Annotated in this window: 15 protein-coding genes; 2 read left to right on the forward strand and 13 right to left on the reverse strand. The window is 25.0% G+C overall.

Annotated elements, in window-relative coordinates; all coding sequences use genetic code 11:
* Positions 1-21 precede the first annotated feature (21 nt).
* The 11 genes from ABDZ71_RS06570 to ABDZ71_RS06620 form a co-directional block, all read right to left on the reverse strand.
* On the reverse strand, positions 22-1,368 hold the full coding sequence (locus ABDZ71_RS06570) for a hypothetical protein (RefSeq protein ID WP_343760079.1): 1,347 nt from the start codon (positions 1,366-1,368) through the stop codon (positions 22-24).
* 79 nt (positions 1,369-1,447) lie between these two features.
* Complete coding sequence (locus ABDZ71_RS06575) at positions 1,448-2,794, reverse strand: hypothetical protein (RefSeq protein ID WP_343760080.1); 1,347 nt, start codon at positions 2,792-2,794, stop codon at positions 1,448-1,450.
* A gap of 84 nt (positions 2,795-2,878) precedes the next feature.
* The gene (locus tag ABDZ71_RS06580; protein WP_343760081.1) at positions 2,879-4,225 is read right to left on the reverse strand and encodes a hypothetical protein; all 1,347 of its coding nucleotides are present in this window, start codon (positions 4,223-4,225) and stop codon (positions 2,879-2,881) included.
* Positions 4,226-4,311: 86 nt separating this feature from the next.
* Positions 4,312-5,691: a hypothetical protein gene (locus ABDZ71_RS06585; RefSeq protein ID WP_343760083.1), complete on the reverse strand. Its 1,380-nt coding sequence runs from the start codon at positions 5,689-5,691 to the stop codon at positions 4,312-4,314.
* 78 nt (positions 5,692-5,769) lie between these two features.
* Complete coding sequence (locus ABDZ71_RS06590; RefSeq protein WP_343760085.1) at positions 5,770-7,089, reverse strand: hypothetical protein; 1,320 nt, start codon at positions 7,087-7,089, stop codon at positions 5,770-5,772.
* A 162-nt stretch (positions 7,090-7,251) separates the two neighbouring features.
* Positions 7,252-7,458: a hypothetical protein gene (locus ABDZ71_RS06595; protein WP_343760087.1), complete on the reverse strand. Its 207-nt coding sequence runs from the start codon at positions 7,456-7,458 to the stop codon at positions 7,252-7,254.
* A gap of 31 nt (positions 7,459-7,489) precedes the next feature.
* Positions 7,490-10,774 (reverse strand): SNF2 helicase associated domain-containing protein, encoded by a 3,285-nt coding sequence (locus ABDZ71_RS06600; protein WP_343760089.1) that lies wholly within the window; start codon positions 10,772-10,774, stop codon positions 7,490-7,492.
* A 208-nt stretch (positions 10,775-10,982) separates the two neighbouring features.
* Positions 10,983-12,434: a DEAD/DEAH box helicase gene (locus ABDZ71_RS06605; RefSeq protein ID WP_343760091.1), complete on the reverse strand. Its 1,452-nt coding sequence runs from the start codon at positions 12,432-12,434 to the stop codon at positions 10,983-10,985.
* Positions 12,435-12,564: 130 nt separating this feature from the next.
* Positions 12,565-13,095 carry a chromate transporter gene (locus ABDZ71_RS06610; RefSeq protein ID WP_343760093.1) on the reverse strand — a complete coding sequence of 177 codons (531 nt, stop codon included), beginning with the start codon at positions 13,093-13,095 and terminating at the stop codon, positions 12,565-12,567.
* On the reverse strand, positions 13,095-13,631 hold the full coding sequence (locus ABDZ71_RS06615) for a chromate transporter (RefSeq protein ID WP_343760095.1): 537 nt from the start codon (positions 13,629-13,631) through the stop codon (positions 13,095-13,097). The genes ABDZ71_RS06610 and ABDZ71_RS06615 overlap by 1 nt, the downstream gene beginning before the upstream one ends.
* A gap of 341 nt (positions 13,632-13,972) precedes the next feature.
* Positions 13,973-15,652 (reverse strand): methyl-accepting chemotaxis protein, encoded by a 1,680-nt coding sequence (locus ABDZ71_RS06620; protein ID WP_343760097.1) that lies wholly within the window; start codon positions 15,650-15,652, stop codon positions 13,973-13,975.
* 657 nt (positions 15,653-16,309) lie between these two features.
* Here ABDZ71_RS06620 and ABDZ71_RS06625 point away from each other — a divergent pair.
* Both ABDZ71_RS06625 and ABDZ71_RS06630 read left to right on the forward strand, forming a co-directional pair.
* A complete protein-coding gene (locus ABDZ71_RS06625) occupies positions 16,310-20,047 on the forward strand; it encodes a collagenase (protein ID WP_343760100.1) in 3,738 nt (1,245 codons plus the stop codon).
* A 288-nt stretch (positions 20,048-20,335) separates the two neighbouring features.
* On the forward strand, positions 20,336-20,476 hold the full coding sequence (locus ABDZ71_RS06630; RefSeq protein ID WP_343760102.1) for a hypothetical protein: 141 nt from the start codon (positions 20,336-20,338) through the stop codon (positions 20,474-20,476).
* 218 nt (positions 20,477-20,694) lie between these two features.
* On the opposite strand, the gene ABDZ71_RS06635 is transcribed toward ABDZ71_RS06630, so the two are convergent.
* Positions 20,695-21,831, reverse strand: a complete 1,137-nt coding sequence (locus ABDZ71_RS06635) for a glycerate kinase (protein ID WP_343760104.1) — start codon at positions 21,829-21,831, stop codon at positions 20,695-20,697.
* 32 nt (positions 21,832-21,863) lie between these two features.
* Positions 21,864-23,117 carry a GntP family permease gene (locus ABDZ71_RS06640; RefSeq protein ID WP_425544698.1) on the reverse strand — a complete coding sequence of 418 codons (1,254 nt, stop codon included), beginning with the start codon at positions 23,115-23,117 and terminating at the stop codon, positions 21,864-21,866.
* Positions 23,118-23,173: the final 56 nt, after the last annotated feature.

A 23,173-nucleotide genomic window follows, 5' to 3' on the forward strand; every position in this document is an offset into this window, starting at 1 on the left:
AACATTCATAGACTAATTTTATCAATCTCTTTTTATATCATAGTAATCTATAACTTGTCTTTCTATAATCTTAGGAATATTTTCATCAATAATTTCAATGTTTCTTGTTATAGCTAATTTATTTCCTTTCTCATTTATAAAAGGAACTATATTTATATCATTACGCTTTCTACAATTTTTATTTTTAATATTATTGCCTAGCTTTTCAAATAATTCATGGCTACATTTTTTTTCTTCACTCTTATATTTGCTCTTATAAAATATATTTACTTTTCCACCTTTTATTTCAGCTAAATATATCTCTGAAGGTCCTTTTTTTTCAAGACCATCTTTAGATATATCAGGTTTTTCTAAAATTAATATATTTTGCTTAGGAAAATACATTAACACTCGTGTTTTATCCTTTTCATCCGTATTTAATATAAAATCAGTTTTTTTAGTTTTAAAATCATATTTTATAAGTCTATTCTTTATAAGTTTGTTCTTACCTATTCCATTACTACACATATAATAAATTGCACTATCATCACATATTCCTAAGACTCCATTAAGTGGATATTGAAGTGTTAAGTCACCAGTATCTATTTTAGAAAACTCTTTAAGTTCCAAACTATTCCCTTTAAACATAATTTCATAGCATGTACCTTTCCTATCTATAGCCATAAATTTTTTCAAATCTTTAACATATAATACTTTAATTATTTCTATGTTTTCTATATTATTATTTTTATATGATTTTCTACTTCTTAAATCAATTAATTTAATTCCGCCTATTTTTTTATCACAATTGTATGTATAAGTGGTAGCAAATTGATCATTACCATCTACCATACAAATCCCTCCTCCTCCATTATTTCCTGACTCATCGGAATCATTAAGCTTACCTAAAAATATATGTTGGCTTTTTTCTTTGGAAAAATCATTATAGTATAAATTACAATTCAAACTGCCATCTTCTAAAGGTAATGGTACTATTTCTTTCAAATCATAATGAGCTCCAAATGTTTTATTTTGGGTTTTTTTTAATACTTTTTTATTTACATCTAAAGCATGAAAATATTTAGAAATATACTTCTTTGTCTCTAAACCTAATTTTTCTTTTTTGTTACTATCATATGATAATCTTCCAAATAATTTATCATTTTTCCAAAATGAAGGACTAAATATGCTGCCTTTTTTAATTTCATCAGTATAAATAAATTTTTCATTAACTTTTATATTGCCTTCAAATGACTTATTAATCTTTTTTACATCATCTTGTAAAACTATACTTTTTCCCTTAGAACACCCGAAAAAGGTCGTTATACTTATAAATATAATAAAAATTAATACTATTTTTTTTACAATAAAACACTTATTTGTTTTCACAATTCTATCCACCTTTTAAAGTTATCTTATTATCTTAAAAAATCTTGTATATATTAATTTATATATTCCATTAATTTCACTAATCTCTTTTTATATCATAATAATCTATAACCTGGTTATCGCTTATACGAAATACAGAATCTTCAATAATACTAATATCTCTCATTATAGCTAACTTATCTCCTTTATCATTTATATAAGCACGTATTTGATTATCACTATTCTTTTCATGATTTTCAGAAAAATTTTCCTTTTTACTTTTATTAGATAATTCTTTAAATAAAGATTCACTGTATTTATTTACTTGGTTTTTATACTTGCTCTTATAAAATATATTTACTTTGTCTTTTTTTATTTCAGCTAAATATATATCTGAACATTGTTTTTTCATTCCATTTTTTTTAGATATACTTGCTTTTTCTAAAATCAATATATTTTGTTTAGGAAAATAATCTAATACCCTTGTATTATCATTTTTATTAGTATTTAATATAAAATCAGTCTTTTTAGTTTTAAAATCATATTTTATAAGTCTCTTCTTTATAAATTTGTTTTTGCCAATTTTATTTCTACTTATAAAATAAATTTCACTATCATTACATTTCCCCAACACACTATAATAAGGTACTTCAAAACTCAAATCCCCCATATCTATTTGAGAATATTCTTTAAGTTCCAAACTATTCCCTTTAAACATAATTTCATAGCATATACCTTTTTTATCTATAGTCATAAATTTTTTCAAAGCTTTAACATATAATACTTTAATTATTTCTACATTTCCTATATTATTATTTTTATATATTTTTTTAGTTTTTAAATCAATTATTTTTATATCTCCCATCTTTTTACTGTCCCCATATCCATAAACACAGCCAAAATTATAATTACCATCTACCATAGTAATAGGCCCAAAGGATGATTTATCTAATGGATTACGAAAATCATTCATTTTGCCTAAAAATATATGTCGACTTTTTTCTTTTGAAAAATCATTGTAATATAAATTACGCTTTTCAAGTGGAAGTGGACTTATTTCTTTTAAACCATCATGCACAAATGCAAAAGCATTATTTCTTGTTTCCTTTAATAATTTTTTATTTACATCTAAAACATGAAAATACTTAGGAGTATACTTCTCCATACCTAGTTCCTTCAATCTTTCAGGAGAATATGTTAATGTCCCAAACAATTTATCATTTTTCCAAAAGGAAGGTTCAAACCACCTTCCTTTATTGTTTTTAGTAATATAAATAAACTTTTCATCAACTTTTATATTAGTTTTAAAGAACTTACTAATCTTTTTTACATCGTCTTGTAAAACTATGCTTTTTCCTTTAGTACACCCGAAAAAGGTCGTTATACTTATAAATATAATAAAAATTGATACTATTTTCTTTATTATAAAACATCCATTTCTTTTCATAAATTTATCCACCTTTTAAAGTTACATTATAAATTTAAGACTGAATTATTAATCTATAATAATAAATTATTCATATATATTTTTTTAATCTCTTTTTATTTGGTAATAATCTATAACTTGCTTTTCTATGCTCTTATAAGTATTTTTATTAATATTTTTGTGAAAAATATTAATATTTCGTGTTATAGCTAATTTATCTCCTTTATCATTTATACGAATGCGCATATCATCATCGTTGTTCTTTATATAATTTCCATCTTTATTTTTATAACCTAATTTTTCAATTAAAGTTTTACTATATTTATTTTCCTCATTCTTATACTTACTCTTATAAAATATATTTACTTTGCCTTTTTTTATTTCCGCTATATATATATCTGAAGGTCCTTTTTTTTCAAGACCATCTTTAGATATATCAGATTTTTCTAAAATTAATATATTTTGCTTAGGAAAATACATTAAGACTCGTGTTTTATCCTTTTCATCCGTATTTAATATAAAATTAGTTTTTTTAGTTTTAAAATCATATTTTATAAGCCTATTCTTTATAAGTTTGTTTTTGCCCATTCTATTCCTACTGATAAAATATATTACACTATCATCGCATATACAAGACACTCCAAAAATCGGTTGTTCAAGTGTTAAATCTCCTGTGTCTATTTTAGAATATTTTTTAAGTTCCAAATCATTTTTTTTAAATTTAATTTCATAACATACACCATTTTTATCAATAACCATAAATTTTTTTAAATCTCTAACATACAATATTTTAACTATTTTTATATCTCCTACATTATTATTTGTATATATTTTTTTAGTCTGTAAATCAATTAACTCTATACCTGCTATATTTTTACTACTATCATATTCATATATATTTGCAAAATTATCATTACCATCTACCATACCAACTAACCCCCACCAGGTATCAAGTGGACTATAACAACTATTAACATTTCTTAAAATAATATTATTTTTGCTTTTTTCTTTTGAAAAATCATTATAATACACATTACAGTTTTGTTTAGGTAATGAACTTACTTCTTTTAACCCAAAATGATTAGATGCAAAAGCTTTCTTTTTTGTTTGTTTTAACACTTTTTTATTTACATCTAACGCATGAAAATATTTAGGAATATAATTTTCTATACCTAATTCTTCTTCTTTTTTAAAACTATATATCAAAGTACCAAATAATTTACCATTTTGCCAAAATGAAGGCCAAAATATTCTTCCTGCTTCATTTTCATTCATGTAAATAAATTTTTCATCAACTTTTATATTACCTTCAAATGACTTGTTAGCTTTTTTTACATCGTCTTGTAAAACTATACTTTTCCCCTTAGAACATCCGAAAAAGGTCGTTATACTTATACCTATAATAAGAACTGATACTATTTTCTTTATTATAAAATATCCATTTCTTTTCACAAATTTATCCACCTTTTAAAGTTACATTATAGATTTTAAAATTCAATATAAATCTATAATTACAATTCATTTACTTCATATATTTATTACTTTCTTTTTATATCATAATAATCTATAACTTGTCCTTTTATATGTTCTTCAGGAACATATTTTTTTAAAATATTAATATTTCTTATTATAGCTAATTTATCTCCTTTATCATTTATAGTAGCATACATACAAAGATCATTGCTTTTTATATAGTTTTTAGAAACTTCTTTACCGCTAGTATTTAATTTTTCAAATAAACTTTTACTATACTTCTTTTCTTCATTTTTATACTTACTCTTATAAAATATATTGGCTTTCCCATTTTTTATTTCAGCTAAATATATCTCTGAAGGTCCTTTTAATACTCCTTCTTTAGGTATATCTGTTTTTTCTAAAATTAGTATGTTCTGTTTAGGGAAATAATCCAACACTCTAGTTTTATCATTTTCATCCATATTTAATATAAAATCAGTCTTTTTAGTTTTAAAATTATATTTTATTAATCTATTTTTTATAAGCTTATTTTTACCTATATCATTTTTACTCATAAAGTAAATTTCACTACCATTGCATCTTCCTGCTACTCCATTACATGGCTGCTGAAGTGTTAAATCACCTGTATCTATTTGAGAAAATTTTTCAAGTTTCAAGCTATTCCCTTTAAACTTAATTTCATAACATATACCTTTCTTATCTATAGCCATGAATTTTTTCAAATCTTTTACATACAATACTTTAATTATTTCTATATCTCCTATGTTATCATTTTTATATAGTTTCTTAGTTTCCAAATCTAATAATCTAATAAATCCTACAGTTCCTGTACATATGTTATTTTTTATTATTTTAGTATATCTATAAAAAGTAGCAAATTTATCATTGCCATCAACTATATACTCATCACCAAAAGGTATATTTTTAGGAGAGTCATTTGATAAATCCTCTAAATCACTAACTTTTCCTAATAAAATTTGTTGGCTTTTTTCCTTTGAAAAATCATTATAATAGAAATTACCCTTTTCAAAAGAAAGTCGACTTATTTCTTTTAACCCATAATGACTAGCTGCAAAAGCTTTCTTTTTAGTTTCATTTAACAATTTTTTATTTATATCCAAAGCATGAAAATATTTAGGAATATACTTGTCTATAATAATACTTAGTTCCTTATCTCTTATTGAAGACTTTGTTAATGTTCCAAACAATTTGCCATTTTGCCAAAATGAAGGTTCAAAACACATTTCATTTTTATTTTTAGGAATATAAATAAAATCTTCATTGACTTTTATATTACCTTCAAAGGATTTATTGGCCTTTTTTACATTACTCTGTAAAACTACACTTTTCACTTTAGAACATCCGAAAAATGTTGTTACTACTATGAACATCGTAAGAATTGATGCTATTTTTTTTATTGTAGAATATTTATTTATTTTCATAATTTTAACCACCTTTTAGACTTATCTTACAAACTGAAAAAATCTTGTATACACTATTCTATAACTAAATTGATTTTGTTAATCTCTTTTTATATAATAGTAATCCACAACTTGTCTCTTTATATTTTTATTAATATTTGTGTGAAAAATATCAATATTTCGTGTTATAACTAATTTATCTCCTTTATCATTTATACGAATACGCATGTCATCATCATTGTCCTTTATATAATTTTTATCTTTAGTTTTGCAACCTAATTTTTCAATTAAAGTTTTACTATACTTATTTTCTTCATTTTTGTACTTACTCTTATAAAATATATTTACTTTATTATTTTTTATTTCAGCTAAATATATATCTGAACATTCTCTTCTTGTCCCATCCTCTTTAGATCTATCAACTTTCTCTAAAATTAATATATTTTGTTTAGGAAAATATTGTAGTGCTCGTGTTTTATCATTTTCATTTATATTTAATATAAAATCTGTTTTTTTAGTTTTAAAATCATATTTTATAAGTCGATTCTTTATAAGTTTGTTTTTACCAATTTCATTTCTACTGATGAAATAAACTTCACTATCATTGCATATTGCAGACACTCCATTAATTGGTTGTTCAAGTGTTAAATCTCCTGTATCTATTTTAGAATATTTTTTAAGTTCTAAATTATTTTCTTTAAATTTGATTTCATAACATACACCATTTTTATCAATAGCTATAAATTTTCTTAAATCCTTAATGTAAACTACTTTAATTATTTCTATATCACTTATATTATCGTTTTTATATACCCTTCTACTTCTTAAATCAATTAATTTTATGGATTCCATGTTCTTGTCCTCTTTATATTGATATATAGCTCCAAATTTTTCATTTCCTTCAACTATACGACACTGAGTAAGCCCTGAATTATTTAAATCATCAAACTTTCCTAAAAAAAATTTCTTACTTTCTTTCTTGGAAAAATCATAATAATATATATTACCACTAGATGGAGGAATTTCAATTATTTTATTTAAACGCTGATAGGGAAAAAATGCTTTTTTAATTGTCTTCTCTAATACTTCTTTATTTACATCTAAAGCATGAAAATAATCAGACATATATTTTTTTATATATTTCTCTCCTTTTTTAGTCTTATAATATAACAAAGTACCAAATAGTTTATCATTCTCCCAAAATGAAGGAACAAACCAACTTCCATCTTCATTTTCAGTAATGTGAATAAATTTTTCACTAACCTTTATATTACTTTGAAATGACTTACTAGTCTTTTCCATATAATTCTCCAACATTATACTTTTATCAGTAGAACAAGCTGAAAACATTATTATACTTATTATTAATATAAAAAATACTATTGTATTTTTAGATACTTTAAAGATATTACTCTTCATTTACTACCCCTCCTGAAAATATAATATCAGTATATAATTACAAATTATAGGCAAATTGTTGCCAAAATGTTAACTATATAATTACAAACAAATAAAAAAATACCAGAGAAAGTTGCTTTACCTTCTCCAGTATTTCTATATAAAATTACCCTTAAATCTATATTAATTTTTTTTCTGTGTTTTATCTCTTATTAAATATTTAATAAAATAAGCTATATAAAATACAGCAAAGGAACCTGCCCAAAGTATTAATAAATTAGGCATTTTTTGTTTAGATAAAACACAAGCTAAAGTCATAGCCATAATCAAAGTTACTGAATAAAAAATTGCTCTTATAAAACTCTTTTTATGTATGCTTTTGTTATTCATAAATACTTCCCCCTTAAACCAAACAAGTATATTAACTAAAAAGATCTTTTATTTCATCTTCACTCATATTTAATATAGAAATCTCATTTCCTACATTTTCATCCATTACGTTTTTAATCATTTCTTTCTTTTGTTTTTGTATCTTATTAATTTTTTCTTCTATAGATCCTTTTGCTATAAGTCTTATTACTTCAACTGTATTTTCTTGTCCTATTCTATGTGCCCTATCTGTAGCTTGTTCTTCAACTGAAGGGTTCCACCAAGGGTCATAATGTATTACTATATCTGCAGAAGTTAAATTAAGACCTGTACCTCCCGCTTTTAAAGAAATCAAAAATACTTTTATATCTTCCTCATTAAATTTTTTAACTATATCTCCTCTTAGATTAGACTTTACACTTCCATCTAAATACAAATGTTCTATTTCATTTTCTTCAAGTCTTTCTGATATATTTTTTAATACAGATGTAAACTGAGAAAATACCAACATCTTATGGTTTTCCATTTTGTTGCTAGTTATTATATTTAACAAAGCATCCATTTTACCACTACCACCATTGTAATTTTCTATACATGTAGTAGGGTCACAACATATTTGTCTAAGTCTTGTAATCATAGCTAATATTTGTATTTTGCTTTTATTAAATTCTTTTTGTTTTATCTTTTCAAGCATCTGTGATTTTGCTTTTTCAGAAAATGATGCATATATTTTCTTTTGGTCTTCTGTCATATCTACAACTATATTGTGTTCTATTTTAGATGGTAATTCCTTTATAACATCTTTTTTTAGTCTTCTTAATATAAAAGGTTTTATACGTCTGTTTAGTTCTTTTAATACTCTTTTATCTTTAGATTTTGCAATAGGAATCTCATATTTTTTAGAAAACTTACCTTTATTAAAAAGATACCCAGGCATTATAAAATCAAATATAGACCATAGCTCTCCTAAAGAATTTTCTATTGGAGTTCCCGTTAATGCAAAATAACTTTTTGACTTTATAGCTTTTACAGATTTTGCATTAAGAGAATTAGCATTTTTTATATTTTGAGCTTCATCTATAAAACAGTATTTAAATTTTATATCAATATAATTTTCTATATCTCTTCTCATTAATGCATAAGAAGTTATAACTATATCTAAATCCTTAACTTTTTTAATTGTTTCTATTCTTTCTTTTTTAGATCCAGATACAACTGCAATTTTTAAATCCGGTTGAAATTTATTTATCTCATCTTCCCAATTGTATACTAAAGAAGTTGGACAAACTACTATACAAGGTAATTTCTCTTTTTCATCTGATTCTGATTTTATAAAAGCTATAGTTTGCAGTGTCTTTCCAAGACCCATTTCATCTGCAAGTATTCCTCCAAATCCTAAACTTGCTAAAGTTTTAAACCACTTAAAACCAAATTTTTGATATTTTCTCATTACCTTATCTAAATTTTTTGGTACTTTCCATTTTAGTTTATCTATAGTATTTATATTTTCTATAAGTTCTTTAAAACTGTCACTTTCTTCTATGAAATTCATTTTATTTTCATTTATTAAAGAATCTATATATACAGCATTAGATTTTGGAAGTATAACATTATCTTTTTCTAACTCTCTAAAAGTTATATTCAAGTTATCTATAAGACTTTTAGCTTCTCTTATATCATTATTTAGTAAATCTATAAACGCTCCATTTTTTAATCTATAATACTTTTTCTTTTCATTTAAAGCTTCAAATATATCTTTAAGTTCTTTTCTATCTACACCTTGTATATTAAAAGTAAATTCAAGTAAATCTTCTCTATTTAATTTAACACTAGATTGGTAACTTGAAGGTCTATATACTTTTATATTTTTAAAATTCTCTGAATAATATATTTCTCCACATTGTCTTAATTTATCTATACCATCTTCTATAAAATTTAAAATTTCATCTTGATTCTTTAATTTATACTTATGTATTTCTTTTTCAAATCCAAAAGATTTCAATACATTTATTACTTCATTTTCACCCTTTATATCCCTTATTAAAACCTTATCTAATTGAACTTTTTTATCTCTTTCATCTTGAGACAATGAATCTATCTTTTCACTTCCATATTTAAATATTATGCTTGCAGTTATATTCCTATCTTCTTTATCTAGATATATCATTGATTTTAAAGGAATTTCTAAGAATTTATCTTTGAATTTTTCATCTATATCTATATTTGTACTAATTTTTTTTAAGGTTGGTAATATGTATGAAGCTATATCTTCACTATCTTCTTTTCTAAATTCTATTTCTCTTTTATTTTCATTAATAAAATAATCTAAAAAAGCTTTATAATATGTTAGATACTCATCTGACACTTCATATATATTTCCTCTATAGAAAAAATACTGTCCTTTATCTGTTATAGGAGCTGCTATTTCTGTTAATTGGGTAAGTACTAATTTATCTTCTTTGTACTTTAGTTTAAAATCTAAAGGAAATTGATTTTTACCTATATAAACATCTTCAAATTCTTCATTATTTATTTGAAAAGTTATATTTCTTCCTTTAAGAAGTTTTAATATCTCTTGTAAATTACTATCTGTAAGTTTTACACTTTTTCCTTTGAAAAAATTATATTTATTTACTTGTACATTATATGGATTTTGAAGCATTTGATCCGTTTCATATATAGCATATAATATTTTAAATATCTTTTTATCTTCTTCTTTAAAATAATGAATACTAGGATTAAAAGTGAATTTTTTACCAAAATACATAGTATTATTTGATAGTATACTTTCTATAAATTCCTTTATGTTTTTAACTACATAAAGCCTTTCATCTCCTATTTTCATTTCTAAATACATACTTTTTAGATATCCACTACTTACTATTAGTTTATATTGAACATCTAACTGATTTTTAAAATTAGATTCTACATTTTTCAAATATTTACTTTTAATATTTTCAATTATTTGATCACTTTTTAAGGTTTTCTTATCTTCATTTCTATAAAACTTTCTTAAATATTTCTCTTTATTATCCAAAAACTCAACAAGTATAGCTACCTGATGCTTACACATTTCTCCTAAATAGGGGCAACTGCACTTTCCATTTAAAGTTATTGAATCATAGCTTTCTATTACTCTTAGAAATATTCTATAATCAATTCTTAAATCAGATGATCTAACAATAGCATTAAAATCTATAATATTTACTTCTTCTTTTTCTACTAAATCCACATCTAAATATTTAACTATATTATTTTCTTTACACTTAACGCCTCTATCATATATAGTTCTTCCTGCCATGTTTTTTATTATATCTTTATTAATTAATATATTCAAAAACAATACTCCCTTACTTTTATATATAATTTTTTGCTTTTAAAAAATTAACCTACATTATATAATATCACAATAAAGTTTCAGTTTTTTATATTTATTAAAAAAATCTTGGATTTTACCAAGATTTTTAGTTTGTTTATGTAAAAATCATAAGTTTTAATGTACTCATAACTTTGATTTAAAGCTTTAAAATAATTTTTTATTAAACTTAATTTTTAGCTTTTTGTAATTTTATTTTCTTACCTTTTATAGTTATTTCTTTAAATTTCTTAAGAATAAGATTTCCTTTTCCATTTAATATATCTACATAAGAAAACCCATCTTTTATATCTATAATACCTATGTCATCACCTGTAAGTCCTTTTAAATTGCTTAAAGCACCCACTATATCTATTACTCTTATTTTTTTCTTTTTTCCACCACTTAAATGAATCTTAGTAATTTCTTTATGTACACTTTGCTTTACTTTTACTAAATTTTTCTTAAGCTCCTTTTGACTTTCTTTAAATTTCACTTTTCCTTCTTTAACTTCTTCGTCCTTAGGCTCTATATCTTTTTTAACTTCATAACCTATGTATTCTTCTATAGATTTCAAAAATTTCTTTTCGTAGTTTGATACAAAAGTTATTGCTTTCCCTTCTTTTCCTGCTCTACCTGTTCTTCCGATTCTATGTACATAACTTTCTTTTTCCATAGGAACTTCATAGTTTAAAACATGGGTTATATTGCTTATATGTATTCCTCTTGCTGCTATATCCGTTGCTATAAGCACTTTAAATTCTTTATTTTTAAATCTTTCCATAGTTTTTATTCTATCCTTTTGTTCCATATCACCATGAAGTTCTTCTACTAAAAAACCTTCTTTTTTCATTTTTGCAAATATATTTTTAACTTTATCTTTTGTATTACAAAAGACAATAGCAGCTTCCGGATTTTCTGAATATAATTTTCTCCATAAAAGCTTAAATTTATTCTTATCTTCCACTTCTAAATAACTCTCTTTTATTTTATCTCTATTAAATATATTAGATTTTATATTAAGTATTTTAGGTTCTTTCATATAATCAGAACATAAATTTTCAATTTGCTGTGGAATAGTAGCTGAAAATAAAGCAGTAGTTCTTAGTTTTGGTATGTTTTCTAGCACTTTTTTTATTTGATCTACAAAACCCATATTAAGCATTTTATCAGCTTCATCAATAACCACAAATTTTAAATTTTTTAAAGTTAAATTACCCCTTTCTATATGATCTATTACTCTTCCAGGGGTTCCTACTACAATATGCACTCTTTGCTTTAGTTTTCTTACTTGTTCGTTAAAAGGTTGTTTTCCAAAAATAGCATCACATCTAATCTTTTTAAGCCTTCCTATATTTGATATATCTTCTTTAACTTGAAGAGCAAGTTCTCTTGTAGGAACTAAAACTAAGGCTTGAATATTTGAGTTTTCAATTTCTACTCTATCACAAATAGGTATACCATAACTTGCTGTTTTACCGCTACCTGTTTGGGATTTAACTATAATATCTTCTTTATTTAAAAGTCTTGGTATGGCTTCTTTTTGCACATCTGATGGGCTTAAAAAACCTAAATTATTTAATGCCTTTAATATATTTTCACTTAATTTAAACTCATTAAATTGTTGTATATTATTGTCCATAAATTACTCCTTATTTAACTTAATAGTACATTTTAATTAAATACTGTACTCTATATACTAAAGATACAGCATTTAAATATTTTTATACTTTATAACTTTATAACAAACTACATTATAACACACTACAAATTTATATAAACCCATAAAGTAATATTGCTAAAATTCCTGAAGATATTATAGCAACTATAGGATGGATCTTTTTACTAAAGAGCATAGCTCCAATTATTAAGGCTATTATTATAGATTTTATATCTACATAAGCATCTTTTGAAAAATTTATAACAACTGAAAGTATTAATCCAACAATTGCAGGTCTCATTCCTAAAAATGCTGCTTTTAATATTTTTGCTTCCTTAAATTTTTCAAAATAATGAGATGCAATTGTAACTAATATAAAAGAAATTGTAATTACCCCTAAAGTTCCAAATATGCTTCCTAAAATACCATCAACTTTATATCCTACAAAAGTAGCTGAATTTATTGCTATAGGTCCTGGTGTCATCTGTGATATTCCTACTATATCTTTTAAAGTTTTAATAGAAAGCCAATGATTTTTTTCAACTATTTCTCTTTGTATGAGTGGTACCATTGCAAGGCCTCCACCAAAAGCAAAAGCTCCTATTTTCAAAAAAGATATAAATACTTTTATAAATAAAGCCATTATTTCACCTTCTTTTGTAAAAATATTATTCCATAGATTGCTGACACTAATATAATTATAACTGGATGTACTTTAAAAACTAAAGTTAGTATACAAGATACTATTACTATTATTACTGTCACTATATTTTTATTAAGTGCTTTTCCTAAACTAATTACTCCAGTCAAAACTAGTACTGGTACTGCCGCTCCTATACCCTTAAAAACTAAATCTACATAATAATTATTTCTAAACTGCATAAATAAACTAGCTATAAGCAAAATTATAGTAAAAGAAGGAATAACTACACCTAATAAAGATAAAATTGCACCTTTAAGACCTCCAATTTTATATCCTATAAATATACTACTATTTATAGCTAAAGCCCCTGGAAAACTTTGACTTATAACTACTATATCCAAAAATTCTTCCTTAGACATCCAATCTCTTCTTTTAACTATTTCCTCTTCAATTAGTGGAATCATTGCATATCCTCCCCCAAAAGTAAAAGCCCCTATTTTAAAAAATGTCAAAAACATAAGCAAAAGTTTTTTCAATCCATTTCACTCCTAAATTGTATTAATTTTTAATTTTAATATATAATTCCATTTTAATATCTAAATTTTTTTATTAATTTAATTATTATTATTAAGTTAATAAAAAGAAATACTATTTATATCATTATTTCAAGTTTTATTTTAAATTAGTATTTCTCATATCATTAATATTAACTATTACTATTTCTACTTGTCAACAAATAATTATGAATATCTAATAGTAATATATAAACTTTAAATTTTTATTATAATTACATATAAATTAGAAAATATAATATAGAAAAAGGAAGCTATCTTAAATCAAATTTTTAGATAGCTTCCTTTTTTATATCTTGTTTAAATTATAATGTGAATTTATTTATCTCTTCTTGTAGACTGTCTGATAAAGCAGTTAATTCTTCTGCATGTTTAGATAAAATCTCCATATCTTTTATTTGTTCTTCTGACATTGATGATATTTCTTCAGTACTTGAGGAATTCTCTTCTGCAAGTGAAGATATATTTTCTATAGATTCAACAATGTTATTTTTACTTGTTTTCATATTTTTGCTATGATTAACTACTTCCTCTATTCTATCTTGTAAACTAATTAAAACTTCTGATATATTGTTAAATATTTTCTTAGTTGAATTTGCAGATTCATTGTTTTTATCAACAATCTCTACGCTTTCTTTTATAACATTAACAGCTTCTCCTGATCTTTCTTTAATACTATTTATCTTTCCTCTTATCTCTTCTGTAGAAATAGCAGTTTGCTCTGCAAGCTTTCTTATTTCATCAGCTACTACAGAAAATCCACGACCAGCTTCCCCAGCTCTAGCAGCTTCAATAGAAGCATTTAAGGCAAGTAAATTAGTCTTATCTGCAACTTCATTTATTGTATCTACTATATTGGTAATTTCCAAAGAGTTTTTATCCATATCTGTAACAATTTTTTCTACTTCTTTTGATGATTCTTTATTTTTATTTGACCAAAAGGATAATTTTTCTATGCTTTCTAATCCATCTTTACTTAATTTATTAGTTTTTATTGTTTCTTCTCCTATTAAGTCAGTAGTTTTAATAACTTTATCTATATCTAATGATAACTCATTAATCTTTTCTGATCCTTTTTGCATATCTACTGCTTGTGATTCAGTTCCTTCTGCTATATTAGTTATAGATGATGCAACCTCATTAACAGATGATAAAGTTTCATCAGATATCCTTGATAACTCTCCTGATGATTTATTAACAACTGCTGAAGACTTCATTATTGAATTAATTATATCTCTTAATGATTTTCTCATATTCTCTACTATTTTTGCAATTTTTCCTATTTCATCATTTCTTAAAATTAGTTTTTCTAATTCAGCATCCTCTTTAAAATTTAGTTCACTGGTTTTCTGTATAAAACTAACTAATTTTTCTAAAGGCTTAAATGTTTTATTAAATATAATTGTAAGTATCGCTCCTATTAAAAGAAATCCTATAATAGATATTGTTAATTGAATTACTACAGTAGTACTTATAATTTGTTTAATTCCCTTTTCTGGAATTCCAATATCTAAAACTCCATATAGTTCTCTGTCTTTGTATATAGGTACCATAACATCATATGTCCATATTTTCTGTATATCTGCATAAAATCTAGAAGTCTTTTCATTACCATTTTTAGCACCATCTATAGTATAATCATCTTTATAAATTTTCCCTATTTTCTGTTTATCACTATGAGCTATTGCTTTAACATTCCTATTAATTACAACTGCATAAGCTATATTATCTTGATTTGCTTTTTTTTCTACAAAATTTTGAAGACTAACTACTTTATTTTTATCATATGTCAATAGCATCTCCGCTTGATCCGCAATTTCACGAGCTTGTTCTATGCTATTTTGAAGAAGTGTATGTTGCATTTTATTTTTTATAACCGCTTTACAAATAAATGCACTACTTAATATTGTAATGCCAAACAAAAAAATTGGTATTATAGTAAGTTTTGTTTTTATTGATATACTTTTTAATTTTATTTTTTTCATTTTTGTCCTTCCTTTTTTGTTGTTTTTTATATAAACCTTATTAATATAAATTAATAAGTAAAATAAAAAATTTTAGCTATTAATACATAAATCATAAATAAGATTAATTAATTGAAAAATGACCTATGTTTATTTACCGATTTAATTTTTTACATTATAGTATCTTTTTATAATATAATACCATATATAACATTTTATAACAAAATATCTTAATATAAAAAACATTCTATCATTTATTTTACTAGTAAATAGATTAATAAATTTGTTAATTTAATAAAATATCAAATATATAAACATTCATATAAAACTATGTACTTTTTGTAACTTTTAAGTATATAGTTTTATTTTTTATTTTTTTATTTTTACTTAAAATCACAGCCTAATTTATTGATTATTATCATAAAAATATAAATAAATTACAGTAATACTATAATTTATTTATATATGGTTAAATTAATTTAAGAACACCTTAATATTTTTCATTTATGTAAAAAACATATAATAAATATATTATTTTCTATATTTGTAAATAAATTTGAAATTTATTCAAAAATATGTATAATAAATAATATATTGTTTTAATATCTGTTATTAATTTAATTAAAATTCATATTAAACATTAAAATAATATAATACATATTTGTGTGAGGTGTAAAAATGAAAAGAAAATTTATTAAACTGCTGTGTTCAGTAGCAATAGGTTGTATGATAAGTACAAGCTCTATAGCTAAAGTATCTGCATCCCCTACTGATCATAGTAAAACTAATGCAAAACAAAACAATCTTCCAACAAACAGTAGTACTATAGAGTCAGAAAGGATTCCTACTACTAAAACTGAACCTTTAGGGCTAAGTGCTACTAAACCTAAAACATCTAAATATTCCTTTAGTGATTTAAACAGAATGAGTACCAATGAAATTTTAGATTTAACATGTAAGATAAAATGGAGTGATATATCAGATCTATTTGAATATAATGGAGATACTTATGCTTTTTATTCTAATAAAGAACGTATGGAAGCATTATTTGATGGATTATATCAAAAAGGTAGAAGTTATACAGCTACTGATGATAAAGGAATTGATACATTAGTTGAAATCTTAAGATCTGCATTTTATTTAGGTTATAATAATACTTCTTTAAAATACTTAAATGATAGATCTTTCCAAGATAAATGTATACCAGCATTACTTGCTATAGAAAATAATAGAAATTTTAAATTAGGTGAAAAAGGTCAAGATACAGTAATAATGGCTTTAGGCAAATTCATAGGAAATGGTTCATGTAATCCTGAAGTAGTTAATAAAACTGTTCCTATTTTAGAACAATACTACAACGAAATGAATCAATATCCAAAAGATAAGTTAAAAGCTGATGGAATTCTTAGACTTATGAAAGAAATAAACTATGATTTAAACCAATATACGTTTAATCATAATATTAGAGATGGTAAAAACACTCCTTGGACTAATAAAATAGATCCTTTCATAAATTCAGTTTCAAAATTTGCATCAATATCTAAAATTACTGAAAATAACGATTGGGTTGTAAACAATGGAATATTCTATACTAGTAAACTAGCTAAATTTCATAGTAATCCATCTATTCCTCACTCAGTAATAGATAATTGTTTACAAACTGTTCCAGAATATAGTCAACAATATTATCTTACATTAGAAAGATTAAAAAATGATTTTGCCTCTAAAGATTCAAAAGGTAATGTTATAGATATCAAGAAGTTATTCGAAGATGGAAAAAAACATTTTCTACCTAAAACTTATACTTTTGACAACGGAAAAATGATTATAAAAGCCGGTGATAAAGTATCCGAATCAAAAATCCAAAGACTTTACTGGGCATCTAAAGAAGTAAAATCTCAATTTCATAGAATAATTGGAAACGACAAGCCTTTAGAAAAAGGAAATGCAGATGACGTTTTAACTATGGTTATCTACAACAGTCCAAAAGAATATAAAGTAAACAGAAGTTTATATGGATATAGTGTAGATAATGGTGGAATATATATTGAAGGTATTGGTACTTTCTTTACTTATGAAAGAACACCTCAAGAAAGTATATACAGCCTAGAAGAATTATTCCGTCATGAATTTACCCATTACTTACAAGGTCGTTATTTAGTACCTGGATTATTTAATCAAGGAGATTTTTATAAGGGTAACAATGGAAGAATCACTTGGTTTGAAGAAGGTACTGCTGAATTTTTTGCAGGCTCAACTAGAACTTCAGTTAAGCCAAGACAATCTATGGTAGGTGGAATATCTAGAGATCCTCAAGAAAGATTTAGCACATATAAAACATTACATTCAAAATATGACGACGGATGGAAATTTTATACATATGGATATACTTTTTCAGATTATATGTATAATAACAATAAAAAATTATTTAATGATTTAGTAACTACTATGAAAAATAATGATGTTAAAGGATATGAATCTTTAATAGAAAACACAAGTAAAGATTTTGCAATTAATAAAGATTACCAAAATCATATGCAAAAACTAGTTGATAATTATAGCAATTACAATATTCCATTAGTATCTGATTACTATATGAAAAGATACGATAATAAAACTTTAAATGAAATAAAATCAGATATCGAAAAAACTATTGGTTTGAGAAACTCAGAGATAACTAAAGAAACTTCTCAATACTTTGATACTTACACTCTAAAATCAACTTATACATTAAATTCAAACAAAGGTGAAATTGCAAATTGGAAGAGTATGAACGATAAAATCAATGAAGCTTTAAATAAATTAGATAAGTCAGACTGGGGTGCATATAAAACAGTCACTGCTTATTTCTCAAATCCTAAAATAAATTCATACAATCAAGTAGAGTATGATGTAACTTTCCATGGATTGTTGACTCATAACAAAAACTTTAATCAAGAACCAACAATTAAAATGGAATGTCCTAAAACATCTAACACAGACGAAGAAATTAAATTTTCTAGTGAAGGTTCAAAAGATGATGGAAAAATAGCTTCATATTCATGGGATTTTGGAGATGGTACTACAAGTTCTGAAGAAAATCCTATACATGTATATAAAAAAGCTGGTAATTACACAGTAAAACTTACAATTACAGATGATAAAGGATTAAAAGCTGAAAAATTCTCAACTATAGCTATAACTAAAACTCTTAAAGGAACTAAAAAATCAGAAAAAGAAAACAATAATGACTTTACAAAAGCTAACCCTGTTTATTTAAATGACTTAATGAATGGATCTATTAGCTCTAACGATAGTAAAGATACTTTTTCTTTTAATGTTACTAAACCTTCTGATATAACTATAACTGTAGAAAAAACTAATAAAGATGACAGTAAATTTAATTGGCTTTTATTTAATGATAAAGATCTTTCAAAATATATTGCATTCCCAGGTAAAACATTCGGAAATCAACTTTCTAAAACTATAAAAATAGATAAACCTGGAAAATATTATTTAGTAGTATACCAAACTGCTGGAAAACAAACAGATTATAAATTTACTGTAGAAGGGGCTATATCTTCATCTACAAACAAACCTAATACTGGTGGAGATAAACCTAATACCGGTGGTGACAAACCTAACACTGGCGGTGATAAGCCTAATACTGGTGGTGATAAACCTAATACTGGCGGTGATAAACCTAGTAAAGATGATAAATTTATATACGAAAAAGAATCTAACGATTCATTTGATAAAGCTAATAGAGTTTGTAAAAACCAATCCGTATTAGCATGTTTAGATACTAATGACTCTCGTGATACTTATTACTTTGATGTTTTAACTAAAGGAACTGTAAATGTAACAATGGAAAATACAAGTGACAGCTCTAAAGGATTTAATTGGCTTGCTTATAGTAGTGACAATACTACTAACTATATAGGATATCCTACAAAAACAGAAGGTAATAAAATTACAGGAAGTTTTAAAGTAGATAAGCCTGGAAGATATTATATTGTAGCATATAAAAATCGTACAAATAAAATCAACTATAAATTAGATATAGATGGTGATATAGATAAAGCCCCACTAAACAAGGAAATCCATGAAAAAGAAGACAATAATTCTTTTAAAACTGCAAATAAGATTATACTTGATGCACCTGTAATTGGTGGTCTTAATAATAAAGATTTAAAAGATATATATTCATTTGATGTTAAAGAAGCTAAAGATTTAAATATAAGATTAACTAATTTAAATAATTTAGGTTTAGCATGGACTATTTACAAAGAATCAGATTTAACTAACTATATTGGATATGGTTCAAAATCAGGAAATACTATATCAGGAAAAACTCATGTAACTCCTGGCAAATATTATCTATATGTATATAAATACTCTGGTAACAGTGGTAGCTATTCCGTAACAATAAAATAATAATATAATCAAATTTCTAATTTAACAATTTATATAAATTCACTCTTAAATTCACATATAACTGTTTTAAGAGTGAATTTATTAAATTTAAACATTCTAACAGTAACTTTAATATTTTTTAAAATAATAAAAAATAATACTTAATCAATATCTATTTCTTTAATCTTAAATTAATCGTACAAAATTGTAATATTAAAACTATAATATGTAAGTTAAATAAATGGCTACAAATTTTTACATATCTTATAATTAAACCATAAGATAAATAATTTTTAGGAGGAATAGAAAATGAAAAAATTAAAAGAAATATTAGGATTACTAGATAGTAAAAAGTTAAAAAATAAGAAAAAGGATAAAATTGATTACAGAGGACTTTCAAGACAAGCTTTAGAACTAAATTCTATATTAAATAATAACTTAATGTTTTAAATTTAAATTAGAGGTATATAAATGATACTACAAAAATATAAACTAAACCAAAAAGGAACTTAAATATATATAAATTAAAAATTATATATTTAAGTTCCTTTTATATTAATATAATAAATTATTTTTATTATATTATTTAATACATCTTAAAATTTCAATTGCATCATATCTAAGTATTTATTTTTAAACTCATACTATATGATACCTATATTTAAAATTTACAATCTTAAACTTAAAATTCTAGTAATATTTTCACTAGTTTTCTCTATATTCATCTTACCTTCTTTAAGAGCAGTTTTTAGATCTGTTGCTCCTCTTAAAATATTGACAATAGAATCAATTCCACTTTCATATAGCACTTCTACACCCTCTCCAATATGTCCTGCGAAAGCTATAACCGGTATATTGAATTCTTTTGCAACTTTTGCTACCCCAAAAGGTGTTTTACCAAATACAGTTTGAAAATCAATACTTCCTTCTCCTGTAAATACAAAGTCTGCATCTTTTATTTTTTCTCTTAATTTTGTATATTCAACAACAAGATTGATACCTTTTTTAAGTTTAGCATCTAAAAATGCCATAAGTCCAAAACCTAATCCTCCTGCTGCACCTGCACCTTCTACTTCTCTTATATCTTTTCCCATTTGATCTTTTACAATATCTGCGAAACCCACTAAATTTTCATCTAGTTGTTTTACCATATCAGGAGTAGCCCCTTTTTGAGGACCAAAAACATAAGAAGCTCCTTTTTCTCCTACTAATGGATTATCAACATCACAGGCAACTTTTATATCTATATTTTTCAATCTTTCATCTAATCTATTCAAATCAATTTTATTTATCTTATATAAACTTCCACCACCAAAAGAAATTTCTTCTCTTCTTTTGTCTAAAAATCTTACTCCAAGAGCTTGAAGCATTCCTACTCCAGCATCATTTGTAGCACTTCCGCCTATTCCTATAAGTATTGTGGAAACACCTCTATCTAAAGCAGCCTTTATAAGCTGTCCAGTTCCATAAGTTGTAGTATTTAATGGATTTCTCTTTTCTTTTTCTACAAGATGAAGACCACTAGCACTAGCCATTTCTATAATAGCAGTCTTACCATCTCCAAGTATTCCAAACACAGCATCAACCTTATTTATACCATCTGGACCAGTCACTTTAACATCAACTATTTTACCCTTTGTAGCATCTACTAAAGATTGAACTGTTCCCTCTCCACCATCTGCCATAGGAACTTTTACACACTCTGCATTTTTCAAAACTTTTTTAATTCCTTTTTCCATGGCATCTGCTACTTCTTTAGCTGTCATGCTTTCTTTAAAAGAATCTGGAGCTAAAACAAATTTCATTTTATTCAATCCCTTCTAAAATACTAATCTAATTATTTAAAAATTATACCAAATATCAATGTGGATACTATAGTCATTGAAAGTCCTACAAGTGATTCATAAGGTATAAGCCATAATCTTTCTTTCATCTTCATAAATACACTTCCACCTGTTGAATGAAAGAAACTTCCATGTGGAAGATGATCTAAAACAGTTGCCCCTGAATGTATCATAGCTCCTGCTGATAAAGGATTAACTCCAAGATCAGTTATAGTAGTTCCAAATATTTGACTTGCAACTACGGAACCTGAAGTTGTTGATGCTGTTGCAGCTGACATTAAAATTCCTGCTGCTGGAGCTAATGCAAATGCAGGCAATCCTACTGCATTAAGTCCTCCTATAATAGCATCTTTAAGTCCAGAATTAGCTATAATTCCTGCTATAGTTCCAGTACCTATAAGAAGTATGGCAACCGGTGCCATCTTATTAATTCCACTAAGTGCGTATTTATTTATATTTTTAATTTTACCCATAAGTAGAGCCCCTACAATTCCTCCTAATGGAAGTGCTATAAGTGGATCTATTTTTATATTAAATAAGGGTCTAAGAGATAATAATATTATTGCTAAAAATGGTCCTGCAATTGAAGATAAAAATCCTGGCATATCCTTTGATGAAGAAGAAAGTTCTTCTGATACTACAAAGGTTCCTTTTTTACTTAATCTTTTTGCAATTATACAAGTTACTATAAGTCCTACTATTCCCGGTATTATCCCTGCTGCCATAACTGATGTAAGTGGTATTTTAAAAGAATCTGATATAGCTATAGCGTTAGGATTAGGTGACATTATATTACCTGCTTTTCCTCCACCTATCATAGCTAAAAGTATTGCTGTTTTTGAAATATTAGCTCTTTTTGCAATAGCTAATGCTATTGGTGCCACTGTTATAACAGATACATCTACAAAAACTCCTGCTGCCGTAAGTACCAATGTAGAACAAGCCAATGCTATTAACGAATTTGTGTCTCCTATTTTATCTATTATAGTTTCTGCAATTTTCCCTGCTGCCCCTGATTCTATAAGTACACCTGCAAGTACACCTGCTGTTAATATTCTAAGTATTGCTGGCATTATACCTTGGGCACCTTTTATCATTAATGTTACAGTAGTAGTAAGTCCTGCTCCTCCAACTAATCCTCCTACTATAGCTCCCAATATAAGACCGTACGCTGGATGTACTTTTTTAATAATAAGTGCAATGGCAACAACTAATCCAACAATAGCTCCTAAAGCTGTTACTTCCATAATTATACCTCCATCCTTTGTTTTTTGTTTTCGTTTACATATTATATTATTAATTA

Origin of the sequence: Clostridium oceanicum, from assembly GCF_039521385.1 — a bacterium.
Classification (GTDB): domain Bacteria; phylum Bacillota; class Clostridia; order Clostridiales; family Clostridiaceae; genus Clostridium_F; species Clostridium_F oceanicum.